At 67.8% G+C, this 20167-nt stretch carries 18 protein-coding genes; 17 read left to right on the forward strand and 1 reads right to left on the reverse strand.

Going from position 1 to position 20167, the window contains the following annotated elements; translation table 11 throughout:
• The 12 genes from OEL49_RS00010 to OEL49_RS00065 all read left to right on the forward strand — a co-directional run.
• On the forward strand, positions 1-248 hold a 248-nt coding region (locus OEL49_RS00010; RefSeq protein WP_287873679.1), incomplete at its 5' end, for a hypothetical protein.
• A gap of 69 nt (positions 249-317) precedes the next feature.
• On the forward strand, positions 318-1352 hold the full coding sequence (locus OEL49_RS00015; protein ID WP_043798339.1) for a quinone-dependent dihydroorotate dehydrogenase: 1035 nt from the start codon (positions 318-320) through the stop codon (positions 1350-1352).
• Positions 1353-1453: 101 nt separating this feature from the next.
• Positions 1454-2038 (forward strand): electron transport complex subunit RsxA, encoded by a 585-nt coding sequence (gene rsxA, locus OEL49_RS00020; RefSeq protein WP_130459282.1) that lies wholly within the window; start codon positions 1454-1456, stop codon positions 2036-2038.
• Positions 2038-2580 (forward strand): electron transport complex subunit RsxB, encoded by a 543-nt coding sequence (gene rsxB / locus OEL49_RS00025; protein WP_014237996.1) that lies wholly within the window; start codon positions 2038-2040, stop codon positions 2578-2580. Before rsxA ends, rsxB begins: the two co-directional genes overlap by 1 nt.
• 3 nt (positions 2581-2583) lie before the next feature.
• Positions 2584-4365, forward strand: coding sequence for an electron transport complex subunit RsxC (gene rsxC, locus OEL49_RS00030; protein WP_287873687.1), 1782 nt, complete (start codon positions 2584-2586; stop codon positions 4363-4365).
• A 10-nt stretch (positions 4366-4375) separates the two neighbouring features.
• Positions 4376-5365, forward strand: a complete 990-nt coding sequence (locus OEL49_RS00035) for an RnfABCDGE type electron transport complex subunit D (protein ID WP_014237998.1) — start codon at positions 4376-4378, stop codon at positions 5363-5365.
• 1 nt (position 5366) lies between these two features.
• Positions 5367-6044, forward strand: coding sequence for an electron transport complex subunit RsxG (gene rsxG, locus OEL49_RS00040; RefSeq protein ID WP_287873689.1), 678 nt, complete (start codon positions 5367-5369; stop codon positions 6042-6044).
• A 12-nt stretch (positions 6045-6056) separates the two neighbouring features.
• Complete coding sequence (locus OEL49_RS00045; protein ID WP_130458718.1) at positions 6057-6746, forward strand: electron transport complex subunit E; 690 nt, start codon at positions 6057-6059, stop codon at positions 6744-6746.
• Between the two features lie 273 nt (positions 6747-7019).
• Entirely contained in the window at positions 7020-7670 is a 651-nt protein-coding gene (gene nth, locus OEL49_RS00050) for an endonuclease III (RefSeq protein WP_152088982.1), read from the forward strand.
• A 19-nt stretch (positions 7671-7689) separates the two neighbouring features.
• The gene (locus OEL49_RS00055) at positions 7690-8769 is read left to right on the forward strand and encodes an FIST C-terminal domain-containing protein (RefSeq protein ID WP_287873691.1); all 1080 of its coding nucleotides are present in this window, start codon (positions 7690-7692) and stop codon (positions 8767-8769) included.
• A gap of 3 nt (positions 8770-8772) precedes the next feature.
• On the forward strand, positions 8773-9204 hold the full coding sequence (locus OEL49_RS00060; protein WP_287873692.1) for a DUF1841 family protein: 432 nt from the start codon (positions 8773-8775) through the stop codon (positions 9202-9204).
• A gap of 159 nt (positions 9205-9363) precedes the next feature.
• Positions 9364-11013 carry a methyl-accepting chemotaxis protein gene (locus OEL49_RS00065; RefSeq protein ID WP_130458722.1) on the forward strand — a complete coding sequence of 550 codons (1650 nt, stop codon included), beginning with the start codon at positions 9364-9366 and terminating at the stop codon, positions 11011-11013.
• A gap of 75 nt (positions 11014-11088) precedes the next feature.
• Here the strand turns inward: OEL49_RS00065 and OEL49_RS00070 are convergent, their stop codons facing one another.
• Positions 11089-13185 (reverse strand): methyl-accepting chemotaxis protein, encoded by a 2097-nt coding sequence (locus OEL49_RS00070; RefSeq protein WP_287873693.1) that lies wholly within the window; start codon positions 13183-13185, stop codon positions 11089-11091.
• Positions 13186-13408: 223 nt separating this feature from the next.
• Between OEL49_RS00070 and OEL49_RS00075 the strand changes: the two genes are divergently transcribed.
• From OEL49_RS00075 to OEL49_RS00095, 5 genes are all read left to right on the forward strand, one after another.
• Positions 13409-14257, forward strand: coding sequence for an AAA family ATPase (locus OEL49_RS00075; protein ID WP_287873694.1), 849 nt, complete (start codon positions 13409-13411; stop codon positions 14255-14257).
• A gap of 2 nt (positions 14258-14259) precedes the next feature.
• The gene (locus OEL49_RS00080; RefSeq protein ID WP_287873695.1) at positions 14260-16683 is read left to right on the forward strand and encodes a diguanylate cyclase; all 2424 of its coding nucleotides are present in this window, start codon (positions 14260-14262) and stop codon (positions 16681-16683) included.
• A 3-nt stretch (positions 16684-16686) separates the two neighbouring features.
• The gene (locus OEL49_RS00085) at positions 16687-17868 is read left to right on the forward strand and encodes a vWA domain-containing protein (RefSeq protein WP_287873696.1); all 1182 of its coding nucleotides are present in this window, start codon (positions 16687-16689) and stop codon (positions 17866-17868) included.
• Between the two features lie 94 nt (positions 17869-17962).
• Positions 17963-19330: an esterase-like activity of phytase family protein gene (locus OEL49_RS00090; protein WP_287873697.1), complete on the forward strand. Its 1368-nt coding sequence runs from the start codon at positions 17963-17965 to the stop codon at positions 19328-19330.
• A gap of 11 nt (positions 19331-19341) precedes the next feature.
• Positions 19342-20043, forward strand: a complete 702-nt coding sequence (locus OEL49_RS00095) for a histidine phosphatase family protein (protein ID WP_287873698.1) — start codon at positions 19342-19344, stop codon at positions 20041-20043.
• The last annotated feature ends 124 nt before the right edge of the window (positions 20044-20167 follow it).

Consider the following 20167-nt stretch of genomic DNA (forward strand, 5'->3'; position numbering starts at 1 on the left):
TCTCCGCCCTCTCCGCCCTCTCCGCCCTCTCCGCCCTCTCCGCCCTCTCCGCCCTCTCCGCCCTCTCCGCCCTCTCCGCCCTCTCCGCCCTCTCCGCCCTCTCCGCCCTCTCCGCCCTCTCCGCCCTCTCCGCCCTGGAGGCCATGCCAAGTCAGCGGGGCGGCGCCACCCACACCATGCCGGGCAAATGGCGTTTCACGATACGCAATTCAATCTCGCAGATAGGAATGCTTCTCGGGGTGTGGTAAAACTGCACCCTTACCTTTAGTCATATGCCGCAAGACCGGTCCATGGTGCATTGCGGTAAAATCGCGCCCATGCTCTATTCACTCGCCCGCAAAATCTTCTTCTCCCTGGATGCGGAGAAGGCCCACGGCATCGGCCTCAACGGCCTGGCCGCCCTCCACGCTGCCGGTCTGTCCTGCCTCATGGGCAAGAAGGCGCCGGAATGCCCGGTGGAGGTCATGGGCCTCCGCTTCCCCAACCCGGTGGGCCTGGCCGCCGGCCTGGACAAGAACGGCGAATGCATCGACGGCATGGCCGCCATGGGTTTCGGCTTCCTCGAAGTGGGTACCGTCACGCCCCGGCCCCAGCCGGGCAACCCCAAGCCCCGCCTGTTCCGCATCGAGGAGAAGCAGGCCATCATCAACCGCATGGGCTTCAACAACGAGGGGGTGGACCACCTGCTGCAGAACGTGGCCCTGGCCCAGTTCCCCAAGTGCGGCGGCATCCTCGGCATCAACATCGGCAAGAACTTCGACACCCCCATCGAGAAGGCCGCCGACGACTACCTGATCTGCCTGGAGAAGGTGTATGCCGCCGCCAGCTACGTCACGGTCAATATCTCCAGCCCCAACACCAAGAACCTGCGCGACCTGCAGCGGGATGACGCCCTGGACGACCTGCTGCGCCAGCTGAAGGCGGCCCAGGCCCGCCTGGCGGAAAAGCACGGCAAGCACACCCCCCTGGCCCTGAAGATCGCCCCGGACCTGGACGACGCCCAGATCCAGGCCATCGCCGACCTGCTGCGCCAGCACCGCATGGACGGGGTCATTGCCACCAACACCACCCTTTCCCGCAACGGCGTCGAAGGCTGCCGCTACGGCAACGAGGCCGGCGGCCTCTCCGGCGCCCCGGTGCGGGACCTGTCCACCCAGGTGATCCGCAAGCTGGCCACCGCCCTCCAGGGCGAGGTGCCCATCATCGGCGTCGGCGGCATCCTTTCCGGTGCCGATGCGGCGGAAAAGATCGAGGCCGGCGCCAAGCTGGTGCAGATCTATTCCGGCTTCATCTACCGGGGGCCGGACCTGGTCCGGGAGGCAGCGGAAACCCTCTGCCGGATGGGCCGCTGAGCCCTCCGGGGCGGCCCGGCGGGCAATGCCCCCAGGGCCGCCAAGGTTGCCCCTTACGTTGTTCGGCGGGATAATGCACCGCCCCTGAAAATCCGACCATGATCAGCCACTATCTCTTCATCGTCATCGGCGCCGTGTTGGTGAACAACGTGGTGCTGGTGAAAATCCTCGGCCTCTGCCCCTTCATGGGCGTTTCCAAGAAACTGGAAACCGCCTTCGGCATGGGGGCCGCCACCACTTTCGTGCTGACCGTGGCCACCGGGGCCAGCTACATCATCGACCATTACCTCCTGATGCCTTTCGGTCTGGAGTACCTGCGCACCCTCTCCTTCATCGTCACCATCGCCGCCATCGTGCAGCTGACCGAAATGGTGATCCAGAAGACCAGCCCGGTGCTGCACCAGGTGCTGGGCATCTACCTGCCCCTCATCACCACCAACTGCGCAGTGCTCGGCGTGCCCCTGCTCAACGTGGCCAACCACTACGATTTCGTCGAGTCCCTGCTCTTCGGCATGGGCTCCGCCGTCGGCTTCTCCCTGGTGCTGGTGCTCTTCGCCGGCATCCGGGAGCGCATCGAGGGGGCTGACGTGCCGGTTCACTTCCGCGGCGTGGCCATCGCCATGGTCACCGCCGGCCTCATGAGCCTGGCCTTCATGGGCTTCTCCGGCCTGGACAAGTACCAATAATGCTCATCGCCATCGCCATCATGGCCCTGGGGGCCGTCGTCCTGGGCGCCGCCCTGGGCTTTGCCTCGGTCAAGTTCAAGGTGGACGGCGATCCCCTGGTGGACAAGATCGAGGCCATCCTGCCCCAGACCCAGTGCGGCCAGTGCGGCTACCCGGGCTGCAAGCCCTACGCCGAAGCCATCGCCAAGGGCGAGGCCGACATCAACCTGTGCCCCCCCGGCGGTGCCGAGGGGGTGGGCAAGCTGGCCGACCTGCTGGGCCGGGAAGCCAAGCCCCTGGACGGGGTGGAGAAGCCGCCCCAGGTGGCCCTCATCGACGAGAACACCTGCATCGGCTGCACCCTGTGCATCCAGGCCTGCCCGGTGGATGCCATCGTCGGCGCCGCCAAGCAGATGCACACCATCGTCGAATCCCTGTGCACCGGCTGCGAGCTGTGCCTGCCGCCCTGCCCGGTGGAATGCATCACCATGGAGCCGATCCAGGAAACGGTGGATACGTGGAAGTGGAAATACCCGGTCGTTGAATTGAAGAGGGTCGCCTAAGCCATGGGCCTGATGCAGCTGTTCAAGTTCAAGGGAGGCGTCAAGCCGGCCACCAACAAGGCCCAGTCCGTCACCCTGCCCATCGCCAAGGCGCCCCTGCCCTCCGTGGTGGCCGTGCCCCTGCACCAGAGCATCGGCGGCACGCCCCGGCCCCTGGTGCAGGTGGGCGACAGGGTGCTGAAGGGCCAGATGATCGGCGAGGCCGACGGCTGGATCTCCGCCGCCGTGCACGCCCCCACCTCCGGCACCGTGCGGGAAGTGGGCATGTACGCCGCCGCCCACCCCTCCGGCCTGCTCACCGACTGCGTCGTCATCGAGCCGGACGGCGAGGACCGCTGGATCGAGCGGCAGAGCGTCGACTACAAAACCCTGACCCCGGAACAGGTGCGCGAACTGCTGCGTGACATGGGCGTGGTGGGTCTGGGCGGGGCCGTGTTCCCCTCCCACGCCAAAACCCAGGCGTCCCGCAGCGTGCCCATGGAAGAGCTGGTGATCAACGGCGCCGAATGCGAGCCCTACATCACCTGCGACGACCTGCTGATGCGGGAACGGGCGACCGAGGTGGTCAAGGGCATCGCCATCTTCCGCGACCTGCTGCAGCCGAAGAAGGTCCTCATCGGCATCGAGGACAATAAGCCGGAAGCCGCCGCCGCCATGGCCCAGGCCGTACAGGCCGCGGGCGAGGACTTCCAGGTCGTCAGCGTGCCCACCCTGTACCCGGCCGGCGGCGCCAAGCAGCTGATCCGCGTCCTCACCGGCAAGGAAGTGCCCGCCAACAAGCGCTCCACCGACATGGGCGTGCAGTGCTTCAACGTGGCCACCGCCTACACTGCCTGGCGCGCCCTGGGCCACGGCGAGCCGGTCATCTCCCGCCTGGTGACCCTCACCGGCAACGTGGCCGAGCCGCGCAACTACGAGGTGCTGATCGGCACCCCCATGGACGAACTGCTGGCCATCGCCGGCCCCAAGGCGGACACCGACGGCATCATCATGGGCGGCCCCATGATGGGCTTCCTGGTGCCCGAGGCCAAGGCGCCGGTGGTCAAGGCCACCAACTGCCTGATCGCCCATTCGCCGGCCCTGTTCCCGCCCAAGGCGCCGGAGATGCCCTGCATCCGCTGCGGCTCCTGCGCCCAGGTCTGCCCCCACGAACTGCAGCCCTTCGAGATGTACTGGTTCGCCCGCGCCAAGAATTTCGGCAAGACCCAGGAATACAACATCTTCGACTGCATCGAGTGCGGCTGCTGCTCCTTCGTCTGCCCTTCCCGCATTCCCCTGGTGCAGTACTTCCGTTTCGCCAAGAGCGAGATCTGGGCCCGGGAACGGGACAAGAAGGCGGCCGACGGCGCCAAGACCCGTTTCGAATTCAAGCAGCTCCGGGACGAGCGGGAAAAGCAGGAAAAGGCCGAGAAGCTGGCCAAGGCCGCCGCTGCCCAGGCCGCCAAGAAGGCCGCCGAAGCCGCCGCTGCCGCTGCTGCCGAAGGCGGCGCCCCGGCCGAAGCCGCTGCGGCGCCGGCCGCCCAGAGTCCGGAAGAGGCCGCCGCTGCCGCCAAGAAGGCCGCCATCGCCGCCGCCATGGAACGGGCCAAGGCCCAGCGCGCCCAGGCCCAGCCCCAGAATACGGACGACCTGGCCCCCGCCCAGCAGCAGGAAGTGGCCGACATCGAGGCCCGCCGCGCCCGCCTGCGGGACATCGCCAAGACCGAACTGGCCCACCCCGAAGCCCATCCCGCCGAGGCCGCCCCGGCCGCTCCGGCGGATGACGGCCAAACCCCCAAGAACTGACGCCCCGGTCATGGAATTCTCCACCTCCCCCTACCTGCTCAAGGACACCTCGGTGCGCCGGGTCATGACCCAGGTGCTGCTGGCCCTGGTGCCGGGCATTGTCGCCTACGCCCTGCTCATCGGCCCGGGCATCCTGGCCCAGATCGCCATCGCCACCCTCACCGCCCTGGCCGCCGAGGCCGCCATGCTGCGCCTGCGGGACAAGCCCCTGGCCCTCTTCCTCGGCGACGGCTCGGCCGTGGTCACGGCCTGGCTGGTGGCCCTCACCTTCCCGCCGGTGGCGCCCTGGTGGCTCACCGTGGTCGGCGTGCTGTTCGCCATCGTCGTCGCCAAGCACCTCTACGGCGGCCTCGGGCAGAACCCCTTCAACCCGGCCATGATCGCCTTCGCCGTGTGCATCGTCTCCTTCCCGGCCCTCATGTCCCAGTGGCCCGGCCCCGGCTCCCACCTGGCGCCGGCCCAGCAGCTGGACTGGATCTTCGGCCTGGCACCGCGCCTGGACGGCATGACCAGCGCCACCCCGCTGGATGCGTTGAAGACCGCCCTGCGCGCCGACGAGGGCCATAGCGGGCCCCTGCCCTTCCTGGCCGGCAACGCCCAGGCGGTGATCGCCCTCTGCTATCTGGCCGGCGGCCTCTTCCTGGTCTGGCGCAAGGTCATCACCTGGCACATCCCCACCGCCTTCCTCGGCGCCATGGGCCTCCTCGCCGGCCTGCTGTGGCTGTGGCAGCCCGCCGGCTTTGCCAATCCCGTCTTCCACCTGCTGGGGGGCGGCGCCATGCTGGGGGCCTTCTTCATCGCCACCGACCCGGTGTCCGGCGCCACCACGCCCCGGGGCAAGCTCATCTTCGCCGCCGGCGTCGGCCTGCTGGCCTACATCATCCGCGTCTTCGGCGGCTATCCGGACGGCATCGCCTTCGCCGTGCTGATCATGAACATCTGCGTGCCCCTGATCGACATGTACACCCAGCCGAAGGTCTTCGGCATGAAGGACCAATGACATGGTGACGGTAAAGGAACCCACGGCCGGCACCATGGCGGCGCGCACCGCCGTCATCCTGTTCGTCTTCGTCATCGTCTTCACCGGCCTCCTGGCGGGCGCCTACCAGTGGACCCTGCCGGCCATCCAGGCCTCGGCCACGGAAGAGAAGATGAAGCTGGTGAACGAAGTGCTGCCCACCGCCAGCTACGACAACGACCTGCTGCACGACACCCTGGCCCTGGCCCCCACCCCGGAACTGGGGCTGGAAGAGCCTTCCACCGTCTTCCGCGCCCGCATGGGCGGCGCCCCGGCGGCCCTGGTGCTGGAAGCCATGGCGCCGGACGGCTATGCCGGCAAGATCCGCCTGATCCTGGCGGTGCAGGCCGACGGCCGGGTGGCCGGCGTGCGCGTCACCCAGCACAAGGAAACCCCGGGCCTGGGCGACTACGTGGAGCCGAAGAAGGACAGGAACAAGGAACGGCCCTGGATCACCCAGTTCAACGGCCTCTCCCTCGCCACCCTGGCGGAAAAGGAGTGGAAGGTGAAGAAGGACGGCGGCCATTTCGATTCCAACGCCGGCGCCACCGTGACGCCCCGGGCCGTGGTCAAGGCGGTGAAGAAAGCCGTCGCCTACGTGGACGCCCACCGGGACGAACTGTTCGCCGCGGCCGACAAGAACGCAGCTGACCGGAAATAAGCGAGGCCGACCATGATCACCCGCGAGGAATTCAAGCAGATCGCCGGCAACGGCATCTGGAAGCAGAACACCAGCCTGGTGCAGATCCTGGGCCTGTGCCCCCTGCTGGCCGTGACCACCAACCTGGTGAACGGCGTCATGCTGTCCCTGGCCACCATCATCGTCATGGCCCTCTCCGGCGTGGCCATCGCCAGCCTGCGCAATTTCATCCCCCACGAAATCCGCATCCCGGTCTTCATCCTGGTCGTCGCCGCCCTGGTGACGGTGGTGGACCTGCTCTTCAACGCCAACCTGCACGAGCTGTACCTGGTGCTGGGCATTTTCATTCCCCTCATCGTCACCAACTGCATCGTGCTGGCCCGGGTGGAAGCCTACGCCGCCAAGAACCCGCCCCTGCAGGCCACCGCCGACGGCGTCTTCATGGGCGTCGGCATGCTGTGGACCCTGGGCCTGCTGGGCGGCCTGCGGGAGCTGATCGGCGCCGGCACCCTGTTCTCCGGCATCGACATGGTCTTCCCCGGCCTGCAGCCCCTGCAGCTGCTGCCCAAGGACTATCCGGGCCTGCTGCTGGCCATCCTGCCCCCCGGCGCCTTCATCCTGCTGGGCTGCCTGATCGCCTGGAAGAACTGGATCGAAGCCCGGGCCGCCGCCCGCCAGCAGAAGACTCCGCCGGCGCCGGTGGCCGAAGCCGGCTGCCATTGAAAACCCCTTGCCACAGAGGGCACAGAGGACACAGAGAAATACATGCCATGCCGGAAAGGCAATAGGGACGCCACTCTCCGGTAAGGCATGACCGAGACTCCCGCCCTTACTGCCTCTCAGGCCAGATGTAAAATACCCCCTGCCACCGGCCCCAATGCCGGAGCAACACTTACTCAGTCATCTCTGCGCCCCGAACCCCCAAAGGGGGTGAAGGAAGTCCCCTTGGGGGATGTCCTCTGTGGCCAAAACAAACCTCCAGCCAAGCCCAAGACCATGAATGCCGCCAAGCGGGCCCAGATTTTCGCCCGGCTCCAAGCCGCCAACCCGGCCCCCCGCACCGAGCTGGAATACGAGACCCCGTTCCAGCTGCTGATCGCCGTGCTGCTCTCGGCCCAGGCCACCGACGTGGGCGTGAACAAGGCCACGCGCAAGCTCTTCCCCGCTGCCCCGACGCCGGCCGCCATGCTGGCCCTGGGGGAGGAAGGGCTGATGGACTACATCAAGACCATCGGCCTCTTCCGCACCAAGGCCAAGAACACCATCGCCACCTGCCGCATCCTGCTGGAACAGCATGGCGGCCAGGTGCCGCGGGACAGGGAGGCCCTGGAGGCCCTGCCCGGCGTCGGCCGCAAGACCGCCAACGTGGTGCTCAACACCGCCTTCGGCGAACCCACCATCGCCGTGGACACCCACATCTTCCGCATCTGCAACCGCACCCGCCTGGCCCCGGGCAAGACGGTGCTGGCGGTGGAGGAAAAGCTGCTCAAGACCACGCCGCCGGAATACCGGCTGGACGCCCACCACTGGCTGATCCTGCACGGCCGCTACGTGTGCAAGGCGCGCAAGCCCGAATGCGAACGCTGCGTCATCGCCGATCTGTGCGAATATCCGGGCAAGACCTGTTCCGAACCCGCCCACCTGTAGCCCGTCCCGAGGCACTGCCATGACTGTCGCCACCGCCCTGGTTTCCGGCAACGATCCCCTGCCCCGCCTGGCGGAGGACGCGGTGCGCCAGGCCCTGGACAAGCTCCTTGCCGCCGGCGCCAGCCACGCCAACAGCGTGCTGCTCTACCTGACCCAGGACTTCTCCCGCCAGGTGCAACCGGCCCTGCTCGCCGCCAGCCGTGCCGCCGCCTGCACCCAGGTGGCCGGCAGCGTGGCCGCCGGCCTGTTCACCGAAGAAGGCTGGGTGCTGGACCGGCCCGCCGCCGCCGCCATGGTTTTCGCCGGCCCCCTGTCCCTGGTGCCGGGCCGTCCCGGCGCCGCGCCCCTGCTCTCCCTCGCCTCCGCCTCCACCCTGCCGCCGGAATGGGCGACCCCGGGCAGCCAGCGCTTCGGCGCCCTGCACCTGGACGCCCTGGCCAGCGAACCCGGGCCGCTGTGGCAGCAGGGCCGCCCCTGCGCCGACCACCGCCTGTCCCTGGCCATCGCCGGCAGCCAGGCCAGCGTGGCCCTCTCCTGCGGCCTGCGCCTGCTCACCGAACCGGCGCCGGTGGTGGAGGTGCGGGGACACGACCTGCATACCCTGGGCCAGCAGACGGCCCTGGATTCCCTGCTGCGGGCCCTGCCCCTGGAACAACGGGAGCGGCGCCTGCTGCACCACGTTACCGCCGTGGTGGCGGAACCGGGCCATGCCCTGGACCATCCCGAGGGCACCTACTGCCGCCTGCTGCCGGTGATCGATACCGGCCCGGAAGGCATCGTCACCCTGGCCGACAAGCTGGTGCCGGGCCAGTCCCTGGCCTGGGCGGTGCGCCAGCCCCTGGCGGCGGAACAGGAAATGCGCGACACCCTGGTGGCCCTGGGCGATGAGCTGCCCCAGCCCAGCCTGGGCCTGATGTTCTCCTGCATCGGCCGCGGCCCCTATTTCTACGGCGGCGAGGACCGGGACCTGCTGGTCTTCACCGAACGCTTCCCCGGCGTGCCCCTGCTGGGCCTCTACGGCAGCGGCCAGATCGCCCCCAGCAACGGCGGACGGCTGCTGCACAACAGCGTCGTCACCGCCCTCTTTTCCGAGATTTAAGCCATGTTCAATCCCAGCCGCGACCAGGTGCGCCGCTTCTTCTGCGACGCCTGGCAAAAGGACCGGCAAGGCCTGCCCCTGGTGGGCGCCGAAACCATCGCCGTGGACCTGATCCGCCTGCATCCCGAATACCACGCCCTGCTGGCCGACGTGGAACGGGCCCTGAGCCAGGAATGGACGCCGGAGGAAGGGCAGATGAATCCCTTCCTGCACCTCTCCTTGCATCTGGCGGTGGAGGAGCAGATTTCCATCGACCATCCCCGGGGCATCCGGGAAGCCTTCCACGCCCTGGCCCGGCGCCTGGACGATCCCCACGCCGCCAAGCACCAGCTGCTCGAATGCCTGGGCGAAGCCGTCTGGCGTGCCCAGCAGGCCGGCAACCAGCTGGACCCGGAAGCCTATCTGGAAGCCGTCAAGCGCGCCGGCCGCGGCTGAACCTGACGCCTGGCTGACAGAAGCCACCCCCACCCCCTGGAATTCCGCGCCTGTCGCGGACTTTGGCGGGCACTTGTCATTCCCCTACGGACAGGTGCAGTATTTAGCCACATTAGCCAAAAGTAATAGACAAAAAAACCTACACCCTGGGGGAAATCCATGTTTGCGAAACTCTCGCTCAAGACCAAGCTCGTCTTGCTGCTGGTCATGTCCGTCATCGGCATGGTCCTGCTCACCGGCCTCAGCGCCTGGGGAGTGAAACGGGACCTGACCGACGGCCGCAAGGCGGTGGTCAAGGCCGCCGTCGAATCGGCCTACAGCATCGCCGCCAACTACCAGGCTCTCGAAGCCGCCGGCAAGATGAGCCGGGAAGAGGCCCAGAAGGCGGCCCGGGAAGCCATGCGCCACGGCCGCTACGGCGGCGCCGACGGCAAGTCCGAATACTTCTACGTCTACAGGAGCGACGGCGTCACCGTCATGCACACCACCAAGCCGGAATGGGAAGGCATCAGCAAGGTGGAAGAGGTGAAGGACGTGCTCGGCCGCTATACCCTGAAAAACATCCTGGCCGCCTCCAAGGCCGCGCCCGAGGGCGCCTTCGTCGAAACCCTGTTCCCGCGCCCGGGCCAGCCGGCGGACAAGGCGGTGGAGAAGCTACAGTACCTGAAGCTGTTCGCCCCCTGGGAATGGGTCATCGGCAGCGGCATCTACATGGACGATGTGGCCACGGAAGTGCGGGAGCGGGCCCTTTCCGACACCTTCATCGCCGCCATCATCCTCATCGCCGTGGCGGTGGCCACCTTCCTGGTGGGCGGCAGCATCCGCCAGCAGGTGGGGGGCGAACCCGCCGACGTCATCAAACTGATGAGCCAGGCCGCCGCCGGCAACCTGGCGGTGGAGGTGGGCAATGCACCCAAGGGCTCCATGCTCGCCTCCTTCGGCCAGATGGTGAGCGAACTGCGCCAGGTGATCCGGGAAATCGGCAACAGCGCCACCGCCCTCTCCAACAACGCCGAGCGCATCAACACCGCCTCCCAGGAAGTTTCCACCGCCTCCCAGCACCAGGCCGACGCCACCTCCTCCATGGCCGCCGCCATCGAGGAACTGACGGTGAGCATCAACCACATTTCCGACAGTTCCCGGGATACGGAGGCCGACTCCCACAATTCCGCCAGTCTGGCGGCCGACGGCGAAACCCGGGTCACCACCGCCTCCAGCGCCATCAAGAACCTGGCCGGCTCGGTCACCGGCGCCTCGGAAAAGATCCGCCACCTGGAAGGCCGCATCAAGGAAATCTCCGGCATCGCCGGCGTCATCAAGGAAATCGCCGCCCAGACCAACCTGCTGGCCCTCAATGCCGCCATCGAGGCGGCCCGGGCCGGAGAACAGGGCCGGGGCTTCGCCGTGGTGGCCGACGAGGTGCGCAAGCTGGCCGAACGCACCGCCTCCGCCACGGTGGAAATCGAGGACATGATCGTCAGCATCCAGACCGAAACCGACGAGACGGTGCAGGTCATGGATGCGGCCCTGCCCCAGGTGGAAGAAGGCGTTACCCTGGCCGAATCCGCCGCCGACGCCCTGCGGCAGATCCGCGAGGGTTCGGAAACCACCCTGCACCGCATCCAGGAAGTGGCCGAAGCCACCCGGGAACAGAGCACCGCCAGCACCAGCATCGCCCAGCGGGTGGAGCAGATCGCCCAGATGGTGGAAGAAACCTCCGCCGCCATGCGCAACACCGCCGAGACCGCCGAGGCCCTGGACAACATCGCCCGGGAACTGAACACCATGGTGGGCCGCTTCACCACCTGATGCCGGCCCGGCACCAATGACAAGGGGCGCCCGCGGGCGCCCCTTTTGTTTTTGCCGCTGCCGGCGCCGGCCGGATCAGCGGTACAGGCGGAAGCTGGCCAGGATGGCGCGCAGGCCCTCGGCCGTGGACACCAGGGCCTCGGTGGCCCGCTGGGCCTCCTGGGCGGTGGCGGTGTTCTGCTCGATGAGCACGGAAATGTGTTCCATGCTGCCGTTCACCTCCTGGCTGGCGATGCTCTGCTGCTGGGAGGCTTCTGAAATCTGCCGGGCCATGGCGCTGACCTGCTGGGAAGCGGCGGTAATGCCCTCCAGCCCGGCCACGCTCTCCCGCATCATGCCGATGCCCTCCTCCACCTCCCGCACCGCCTGCTCCATGCGGCTCACCGCCTCATGGGTGGCGCCCTGGATGGCGCCGATGTTGCCGGTGATGTCGGCGGTGCTGGTGGTGGTGCGCTCGGCCAGCTTGCGCACCTCGTCGGCCACCACGGCAAAGCCCCGACCCGCCTCGCCGGCCCGGGCCGCCTCGATGGCGGCATTCAAGGCCAACAGGTTGGTCTGGTCGGCGATCTCCTTGATCACCTGGGTGATCTGGCCAATCTGGTCGATGGCCGTGTTCAGTTCGTGCAGGGTGGCCGAAGAGCCGGTCACCGCTTCCACCACCCGGTTGGTGACGGCCATGCTGCGGCCGATCTGGGTGTTGCTTTCCTCCACCAGCCGTTCCGAGTTCTGGGCCGCGCTGGCAGTCTCCCCGGCGTGGCCGGCCACTTCCTGCACCGACTGGGAGAATTCCTCCGTGGCGGCGGCGACGCTCTGCACGTCGTCCAGCTGCTGCTGGGACTTGGCCGCCACCAGGGCCACCTCGGATTCCAGCTGGCTACAGCGCTGGTCCATCTGGTGGGAGGCTTCCTGGATCTGGTCCAGCATGGCCTTCAGGGTGGCCTGCATGGTGGCCAGCTGGCACAGCAGCTGGCCGGCCTCGTCGCGCCGGCTGATGTCGATGTCGCTGGTGAGGTCGCCCTCGGCGATGAGCTTGAAGGTGTCGATGGCCTGGCGCATGGGATTGACGATGGCCCGCACCAGCAGCCAGCCACCCACCACCGCCAGGGCCAGAGCCGCCAGGGTGGCCAGGGCCATGGCCCACAGGATGTTCTCGTAACGTGCCTGGGCCCGCTCGAAATCGGCCCGGGCCGAGGCCTTCAGCTCATCCACCAGGGCCTTGCCGGCCTGCTGCACCTGGCCGTAGATGGGGTTGATCTTGGTCAGCAGCAGCACCGAGGCCTGATGGAAATTCTCTTCCTTGAGGGCCTCCCGGGCCGCATTGACGCCTTCGGCGGAGAATTTCTTGCGCGCCTCCCCCAGCTGCTCCACCAGCTGCCGTTCCTTCTCCGACAGGGGCAGCTTCTGCAGGGCTTCGAGCTGGGCGTTGATCTGCTGGCGGTTGGCCAGGGTCTTTTCCAGATGCACTTCCAGGCCGTCGTCGTGCAGCTTTGCCAGTTCGCTCTTGGGATCGTGCTGCAGGGCCAGCATGATCTGGGAGCGGTTTTCCCCCAGCAGGGCCAGCACCTCGTTCACCACCGTAGTCGGCTCCAGCTTGCGCTGGTACTGCTCCTGCAGGCTGGCGTTGCCTTCCTGCAGGCCGGAGAGGCCGATGCCGGTCACCACCGCAGTGATGGCGACGAAGGCCGCCATCATGGCCCCAAGGCGCCCCTTCACCGAGAGGCGGGACCAGAAGCCGGCAGCGGACTGGGGCAGGGAGGCGTTCTTGTTCTCCCGCAGGCGCTGGTAGAGGGCCTCGGCCGCCTGCACCTTGTCCCGGGCCGGCGGCGTGCGCACCGACATGTAGCCTTCGGTATGGCCGTTTTTCACCACCGGCACGACGAAGGCCTCGACCCAGTAGAAGCCGCCGTCCTTGCTGCGGTTCTTCACCAGACCGCGCCAGGGATTGCCCGACTTCACCGTGCGCCACAGGTCGGCAAAGGCCTGGGGCGGCATGTCCGGATGGCGCACCAGATTGTGGCTGGCCCCGATCAGCTCGTCGCGGGAGAAACCGCTGATTTCGACAAAGGCATCGTTGGCATGGGTGATGATGCCCTTGAGATCGGTTTTGGAGACCAGATACTGATTCGGGGGAAAGGGAATCTCTTGATTTGTAACCGGAAGATTGATTTTCATCGTTGCTGCCGCGAAAAAGGGGCTATGCCAGGAGACTAAGGAAAGACGCCATTCTTGGAATGGCATAACTTTTGTAATATCGTTTTTGATCATAGCAAAACGGCAGAAATGGCAAGCGGTACAAATCAACAAAAGGTCATTTAGCGCTGTCGTTACAATGATGAGAAAAACGGCAGGACGCCGCCTTGCCGCCATCGCGCCCCAACCCCACCGGAGCATCCCCATGACCCCACGTTTCGACGGTTCCGAGCGTTACGTCGCCCCCCGGGAACTGACCCTGGCGGTGAACGCCGCCGTGACCCTGCAACGCCCCCTGCTGATCAAGGGCGAACCGGGCACCGGCAAGACCCTGCTGGCGGAGGAAGTGGCCACGGCCCTGGGCCTACCCCTGTTCCAGTGGCACATCAAATCCACCACCAAGGCCCAGCAGGGCCTCTACGAATACGATGCGGTGTCCCGCCTGCGGGACGGCCAACTGGGGGACCCCAAGGTTTCCGACATCGCCAACTACATCGTCAAGGGCGTGCTGTGGCAGGCCTTCGAGAGCGAGACCCCGGCGGTGGTGCTGATCGACGAGATCGACAAGGCCGACATCGAATTCCCCAACGACCTGCTGCGGGAACTGGACCGCATGGAGTTCCACGTCTACGAAACCCGCCAGACCGTGCGGGCCCGGCACCGGCCCCTCATCTTCATCACTTCCAACAACGAAAAGGAACTGCCCGACGCCTTCCTGCGCCGCTGTTTCTTCCACTACATCCGTTTCCCCGACCGGGAGACCATGGAGAAGATCGTTGCCGTGCACTACCCGGAACTGAAGCGGGAACTGCTGCAGGAGGCCCTGGAGGTGTTCTTCGGCCTGCGCGAGATGGCCGGGCTGAAGAAGAAGCCCTCCACCTCGGAACTGCTGGACTGGCTCAAGCTGCTGCTGGCCGAGGACATTCCGGCCGAAGCCCTGCGCAGCAAGGATGCCCGCACCAGCATTCCGCCCCTGCACGGCGCCCTGCTGAAGAACGAGCAGGACGTGCATCTCTTCGAAAAGCTCGTCTTCCTCGCCCGACAGGGACGCTGACCATGCCCCCCGGAGCCGCCCGCCGCCGCCTGCTGCGCCATCTGCTGGCGGCCCTGTGCCTGCTGCTGGCGGCAGGTGCGGCCGGCGCCCTGGAAACGGTCACCCTGCAGCTCAAATGGCAGCACCAGTTCCAGTTCGCCGGCTATTACATGGCCCAGGCCAGGGGCTATTACCGGGAGGCGGGCCTGGAGGTGCGCATCGTCGAAGGCCGGGCCGATACCGACCCGGTGGCCGAGGTGCTGGCCGGCCGGGCCCAGTACGGCATCGGCGCCTCCGAACTGCTGCTGGAACGCAGCCGTGGCAAGCCGGTGGTGGCCCTGGCCGCCGTCTTCCAGCACTCGCCCCTGGTGCTGCTGGCCCGGGCCGGCGGCCCCATCCGCCGCCCGGCCGACCTGGAAGGGCGGCGCCTCATGCTGCTGCCGACGGAGGCCGAGCTGTTCGCCTTCCTGCGCCGGGAACAGGTCAAGGAGGAACGCCTGCAGCGCGTCCCCCACTCCTTCTCCGCCGCCGACCTCATGGCGGGCAAGGTGGATGCCATTTCCGGCTATCTCACGGACGAGACCTACGAACTGGAAAAGGCCGGCTTCCCCTACCTTTCCTTCTCGCCCCGGGCCGCCAACATCGACTTCTACGGCGACACCCTGTTCACCGCCGAAGCCCACGCCGTCGCCCATCCGCAGCAGGTGGAGGCCTTCCGCCGCGCCAGCCTGCAGGGCTGGGCCGCGGCCCTGGCCGATCCGGACGCCGCCGCCCGGGAGATTCTGCAGCACTACTCCACCCGCCACAGCCGGGAACACCTCCTCTTCGAGGCGGAACGCATGCGTCCCCTGATCGAACCGGACCTGGTGGAACTGGGCCACATGAGCCCGGCCCGCTGGCGCCACATCGGCGACACCTATGCGGAACTGGGCATGATGCCCCGGGACTATGCGGTGGAAACCCTGCTGTTCCACCCCGCCACACCCCAGCCTCTGCCACCGTGGGTCTGGGTTGTCCTGGCGCTAGCCGCCCTGGCCCTGCTCATCGCCCTCTACATCCATCGGCTCTACGGGCGTCTGCAGGGACAGATGCACCAGCGGGACAGCAGCGAACGCAACCTGCGGGCGAGGCGGGAACACCTGGCCCGCATCTTCGAGACGGCGCCCCTGGCGGCCATCGTCTACGACCAGGAAGCGAGGGTCCTGGAATGGAACCACCGGGCCGAGGAAATCTTCGGCTGGCGCCGGGAGGAAATGCTGGGCCGCAGCTTCTTCGAGCACATGGTGCCCGAAGAGGCCCGGCAGCAGGTGCAGGGCATCGTGGACAGCATTTTCCGCGGGCCGGAAATCCAGTATTCCCTCAACCGCAACCTGACCCGGGACGGCCGCGCCATCCTCTGCGAATGGAGTAACGCCATCCTCCGCGACGAGGCCGGCGGGCCGCCCAGCGTCATCGCCCTGGCCGCCGACGTCACCGAGCGGGAGCGGGTCCGCGCCGCCCTGCAGGACAGCGAGCAGCGCTACCGCACCCTGCTGGAAACCGCCCCTTTCCCGGTGGTCATCACCCGCCTCCGGGACAGCCTGGTGACCTACATCAACCAGCGGGCCGCCACCTGCTTCCAGGTGCCCCAGGAGGATGCCGTGGGGCGCCATGCCCCGGACTACTGGGTGGATATGGGCCAGCGCCAGCGGCTGATCGAGGAACTGCGGCAGAAGCAGGTGGTGACCGACATGGAGGTGCGTCTGCGGGATGCGGCCGGCCAGCCCTTCTGGGCCCTCCTCTCGGCCCGCATCCTGCTGGAGGAACAGGAACCCCTGGCCTTCGTCTCCTTCAACAACATCAACGAACGCAAGGCGGCGGAAGAGGCCCTGCAGGCCCTCAACGGCGAGCTGGCCTACCGCCTCCAGGAAATCAACCTGCTGCAGGCACGGCTGCAGGAGCAGGCCACCCGGGACGCCCTCACCGGCCTCTACAACCGCCGCTACCTGGACGAGACCCTGGAGCGGGAAGTGGCCCGGGCCCAGCGGGAAGGCTATCCCCTGGCCGTGGCCCTGCTCGACATCGACCACTTCAAGCAGCTCAACGACACCTACGGCCACCGGGCCGGCGACGAGATGCTGCGCCAGCTCGGCCACTTCCTCCAGGCCCGGGCCCGCAGCGGCGACGTACCCTGCCGCTACGGCGGCGAGGAGTTCCTGCTGGTGCTGCCCGGGGTGGACCTGGAGACGGCCCGCCAGCGTGCCGAGGAGTGGCGTGCCGGCTTCGCCGGGCTGACGGTGAACTTCGGCAGCCTGGCCCTGCAGGCCACCCTCTCCGTCGGCGTCGCCTGCTACCCGGGCCACGGCAAGAGCGCCGACGCCCTGGTGGATGCGGCCGATGCCGCCCTCTACCGGGCCAAGGCCGGCGGCCGCAACCGGGTCGAAGTGGCCGGCGCGGTGGAGGAATAGGCCATGCTCGCCGGATTCCTCCTGCACCTGCGGGACGCCCGCCTGCCCGTCTCCACCACCGAATTCCTCACCCTCCTGGGGGCCCTGCAGGCCCGGGTGGTGGGCCCCAGCCTGGACGACTTCTACATCCTGGCCCGGGCCTGCCTGATCAAGGACGAAAGCCTCTACGACCGCTTCGACCAGGCCTTCGCCACCTACTTCCGGGAAGTGGAAACCCTGCCCGGCTTCGACGCCGGCGCCGTGCCCGAGGAATGGCTGCAACTGGCCGCCCGGCGCCATCTCAGCGCGGCGGACCGGCAGAAGCTGGAGGCCCTGGGCTGGGAGCGGCTGATGCAGCAGTTCCGGGAACGGCTGGCGGAGCAGAAGGAGCGCCATGCCGGCGGCAGCAAGTGGATCGGCACCGGCGGCAGTTCCCCCTTCGGCCACGGCGGCTACCATCCGGAAGGCATCCGCATCGGCGGCGAGAGCGGCGGCAACCGCACCGCGGTGAAGGTGTGGGAGAAGCGGGAATTCCGCAACCTGGACGACTCGGTGGAACTGGGCACCCGCAACATCAAGGTGGCCCTGAAGCGCCTGCGCCGCTTCGCCCGCAGCGGCGCCGCCGAGGAGCTGGACCTGGAAGGCACCATCGCCGGCACCGCCCGCAACGCCGGCACCCTGGACCTGCAGCTGCGCCCGGAACGGCACAACGCGGTCAAGGTGCTGCTCTTCCTCGACGTGGGCGGCTCCATGGACGACCACATCCAGGTCTGCGAGGAGCTGTTCTCCGCCTGCCGCAGCGAGTTCAAGCACCTGGAGCACTTCTACTTCCACAACTGCGTCTATGAAAACCTGTGGCAGGACAACCGGCGCCGCTTCGACCAGCGCGTCGCCACCAGCGACGTGCTGCACAAGTACGGCAGCGACTACAAGCTGATCTTCGTCGGCGACGCCACCATGAGCCCCTACGAAATCCTCTACCCCCAGGGCAGCGTCGAGCACTCCAACCCGGAGCCGGGGGCCGCCTGGATCCGCCGCCTCACCGAGGCCTTTCCCCACGCCGTCTGGCTCAACCCGGAACCCCAGCGGCGCTGGGAGCACACCCAGTCCATCCAGCTGCTGCAGGACCTGCTGGGCCGGCGCATGTATCCCCTGACCCTGGCCGGCCTGGGCGAGGCCATGAAGCAGCTCTCCCGCAGCGGCTGAGGGCACCGCCCCGGCCGGGACGCCGGCTTCTGTCACCATCCTGCAACAGGCGTCTCCTAGGCTTGGCTGCTTCATCCCCACCCATGGAAGAAGCATGAGCCCCAAGACGCCCCTCGCCCTGGCCTTTGCCGCCGCCCTGGCCCAGGTTCCCGCCCTGGCCGACCAGGCTTTCCCCGCCACCCTGGCGGGCCATGCCGTGCTGCCGGCCCGCACCTTCATCGCCCCGCCCAAGGATGCCCCGGCCAGCCTGGCCGTCTCCGGCAAGTACACCGGGCCCGAATCCCGGCGCGTGGACACGCCCGCATCCCTTCCCGGCACCTCCTATCTCTCGGACAAGAACGCGCCCCGTCCCACCGGCGTCTCCCTGCCCTTCAAGGGCCAGCCGGTGCAGGGCTTCTCCGGCATCAAGCATGCCGGCCAGGGCCGCTACTGGGTGCTGCAGGACAACGGCTACGGCGCCCGCAACAACAGCGCCGACGCCCTCCTGATGTTCCACCTGCTGCAGCCGGACTGGCGCCAGGGCGGCGTCAAACTGGTGAAGAGCGCCGCCCTGCACGACCCGGACCAGAAGGTGCCCTTCCTCATCGTCAACGAAGGCACCCGCCAACGCTACCTGACCGGGGCCGACTTCGACATCGAATCCATCCAGCCCCTGGGCGATGCGGTGTGGTTCGGCGACGAACTGGGCCCCTACCTGCTCAAGACCGACCGCCAGGGCAAGGTGCTGGCCGTGTTCGAGACCAAGGTGGACGGCAAGGTGCTCAAGTCCCCGGACCATTTCAGCATCACCACCCCGGCCACCAGCGGCAGCTTCACCACCGTGGCCCGCCGCTCCCGGGGCTACGAGGGCATGGCCGCCTCCAGGGACGGCCAGTTCCTCTACCCCCTGCTGGAAGGGCCCCTGTGGAATGCCGAAGAGAAAAAATGGGAACAGCAGGACGGCCGGGAATACCTGCGCATCCTGGAGTTCAGCGTGGCCCGGGGTGAATGGACGGGCCGCTCCTGGAAGTACCGACTGGAGCAGAACGGCAACAACATCGGCGACTTCAACATGATCGACGCCGACACCGGTCTCATCATCGAGCGGGACAACGGCGAGGGCCTGCCGGAGCACGCCTGCAACGGCCCAGCCCGCCCGGACTGCCAGAACGTGCCGGCCAGATTCAAGCGCATCTACAAGATCAGCCTGAAGGAGGCGGACAGCGACGGCTTCGTGCGCAAGATCGGCCACATCGACCTGCTGGACATCGACGATCCGAAGCACCTGGCCCGGCGCGGCGGCAAGGACGGCAAATTCACCTTCCCCTTCGTCACCATCGAGGATGTGGACGTGGTGGACGGGGAGCACATCGTCGTCGCCAACGACAACAACCTGCCCTATTCCGCCGCCCGACAGCCCAACCTGCAGGACGACAACGAGTTCATCCTGCTGCGGGTGCCCGAACTGCTGCAGGCCCGCTAAGGAGAGACGCCATGGGCAAACGCCAACACTTCGCCGCCCTCCTCGCCCTCTGCCTGGGCCTGGCCGCCAGCCTGCCGGCCCGGGCCGAGGAGGCGGTGCTGGAGCTGTACCTGGCCCGCCACGGCCAGACCGCCTGGAACCTGGAGAAGCGCCTGCAGGGCAGCACCGACAATCCCCTCAACGACACGGGCCGCAGCCAGGCCCGGCAGCTGGGGGAAAAACTGGCCGGCGAAAACTTCGCCGCGGTCTATAGCAGCAGCCTGGCCCGGGCCCGGGAAAGCGCCGCCCTGGCCCGTCCCGGAATGACCGTGCAGGCCCTGCCGGAGCTGGCCGAACGCAGCTTCGGCAAGTTCGAGGGCATGGCCGAGGACGGCCGGGAAGGGCAGGAAGCCGCCCTGCTGGCCGAGTTCAAGGCCCGCAGCGGCAAGCTGGAGGACAGCCTGGACGGCGGCGAATCCCTCGCCAGCCAGGCCCGGCGCGTGGCCCAGGCGGTGGAACGCATCCGCCGCGAGCAGCCCCGGGGCCAGGTGCTGGTGGTCAGCCACGGCGGCGTCACGCCCCTGATCCTGGCCCACCTGCTGCAGCTGCCGGTGGCCGAGGCGGTGGCCCGCATCCGCCAGGGCAACGACGAGGTCTATCTGGTGCGCCTGCGCCCCGGCCAGGCCCCCTCCCTGTGGAAGCTGCTGGGCCGGGACAGCCTGGAGCAGTTGTAGGCGGCCGGCACCGGCAAAGACAAAGGCCCGGGAGGCAGCTCCCGGGCCTTTTTTCATGGGGCCATGCCGCTCACGCCCAGGGGGCGCGGCGTTCGGCCATGGCACGGCCAGCATGGCCGCCCTT

Source organism: Azospira sp. (genome assembly GCF_030247495.1).
GTDB lineage: Bacteria > Pseudomonadota > Gammaproteobacteria > Burkholderiales > Rhodocyclaceae > Azospira > Azospira oryzae.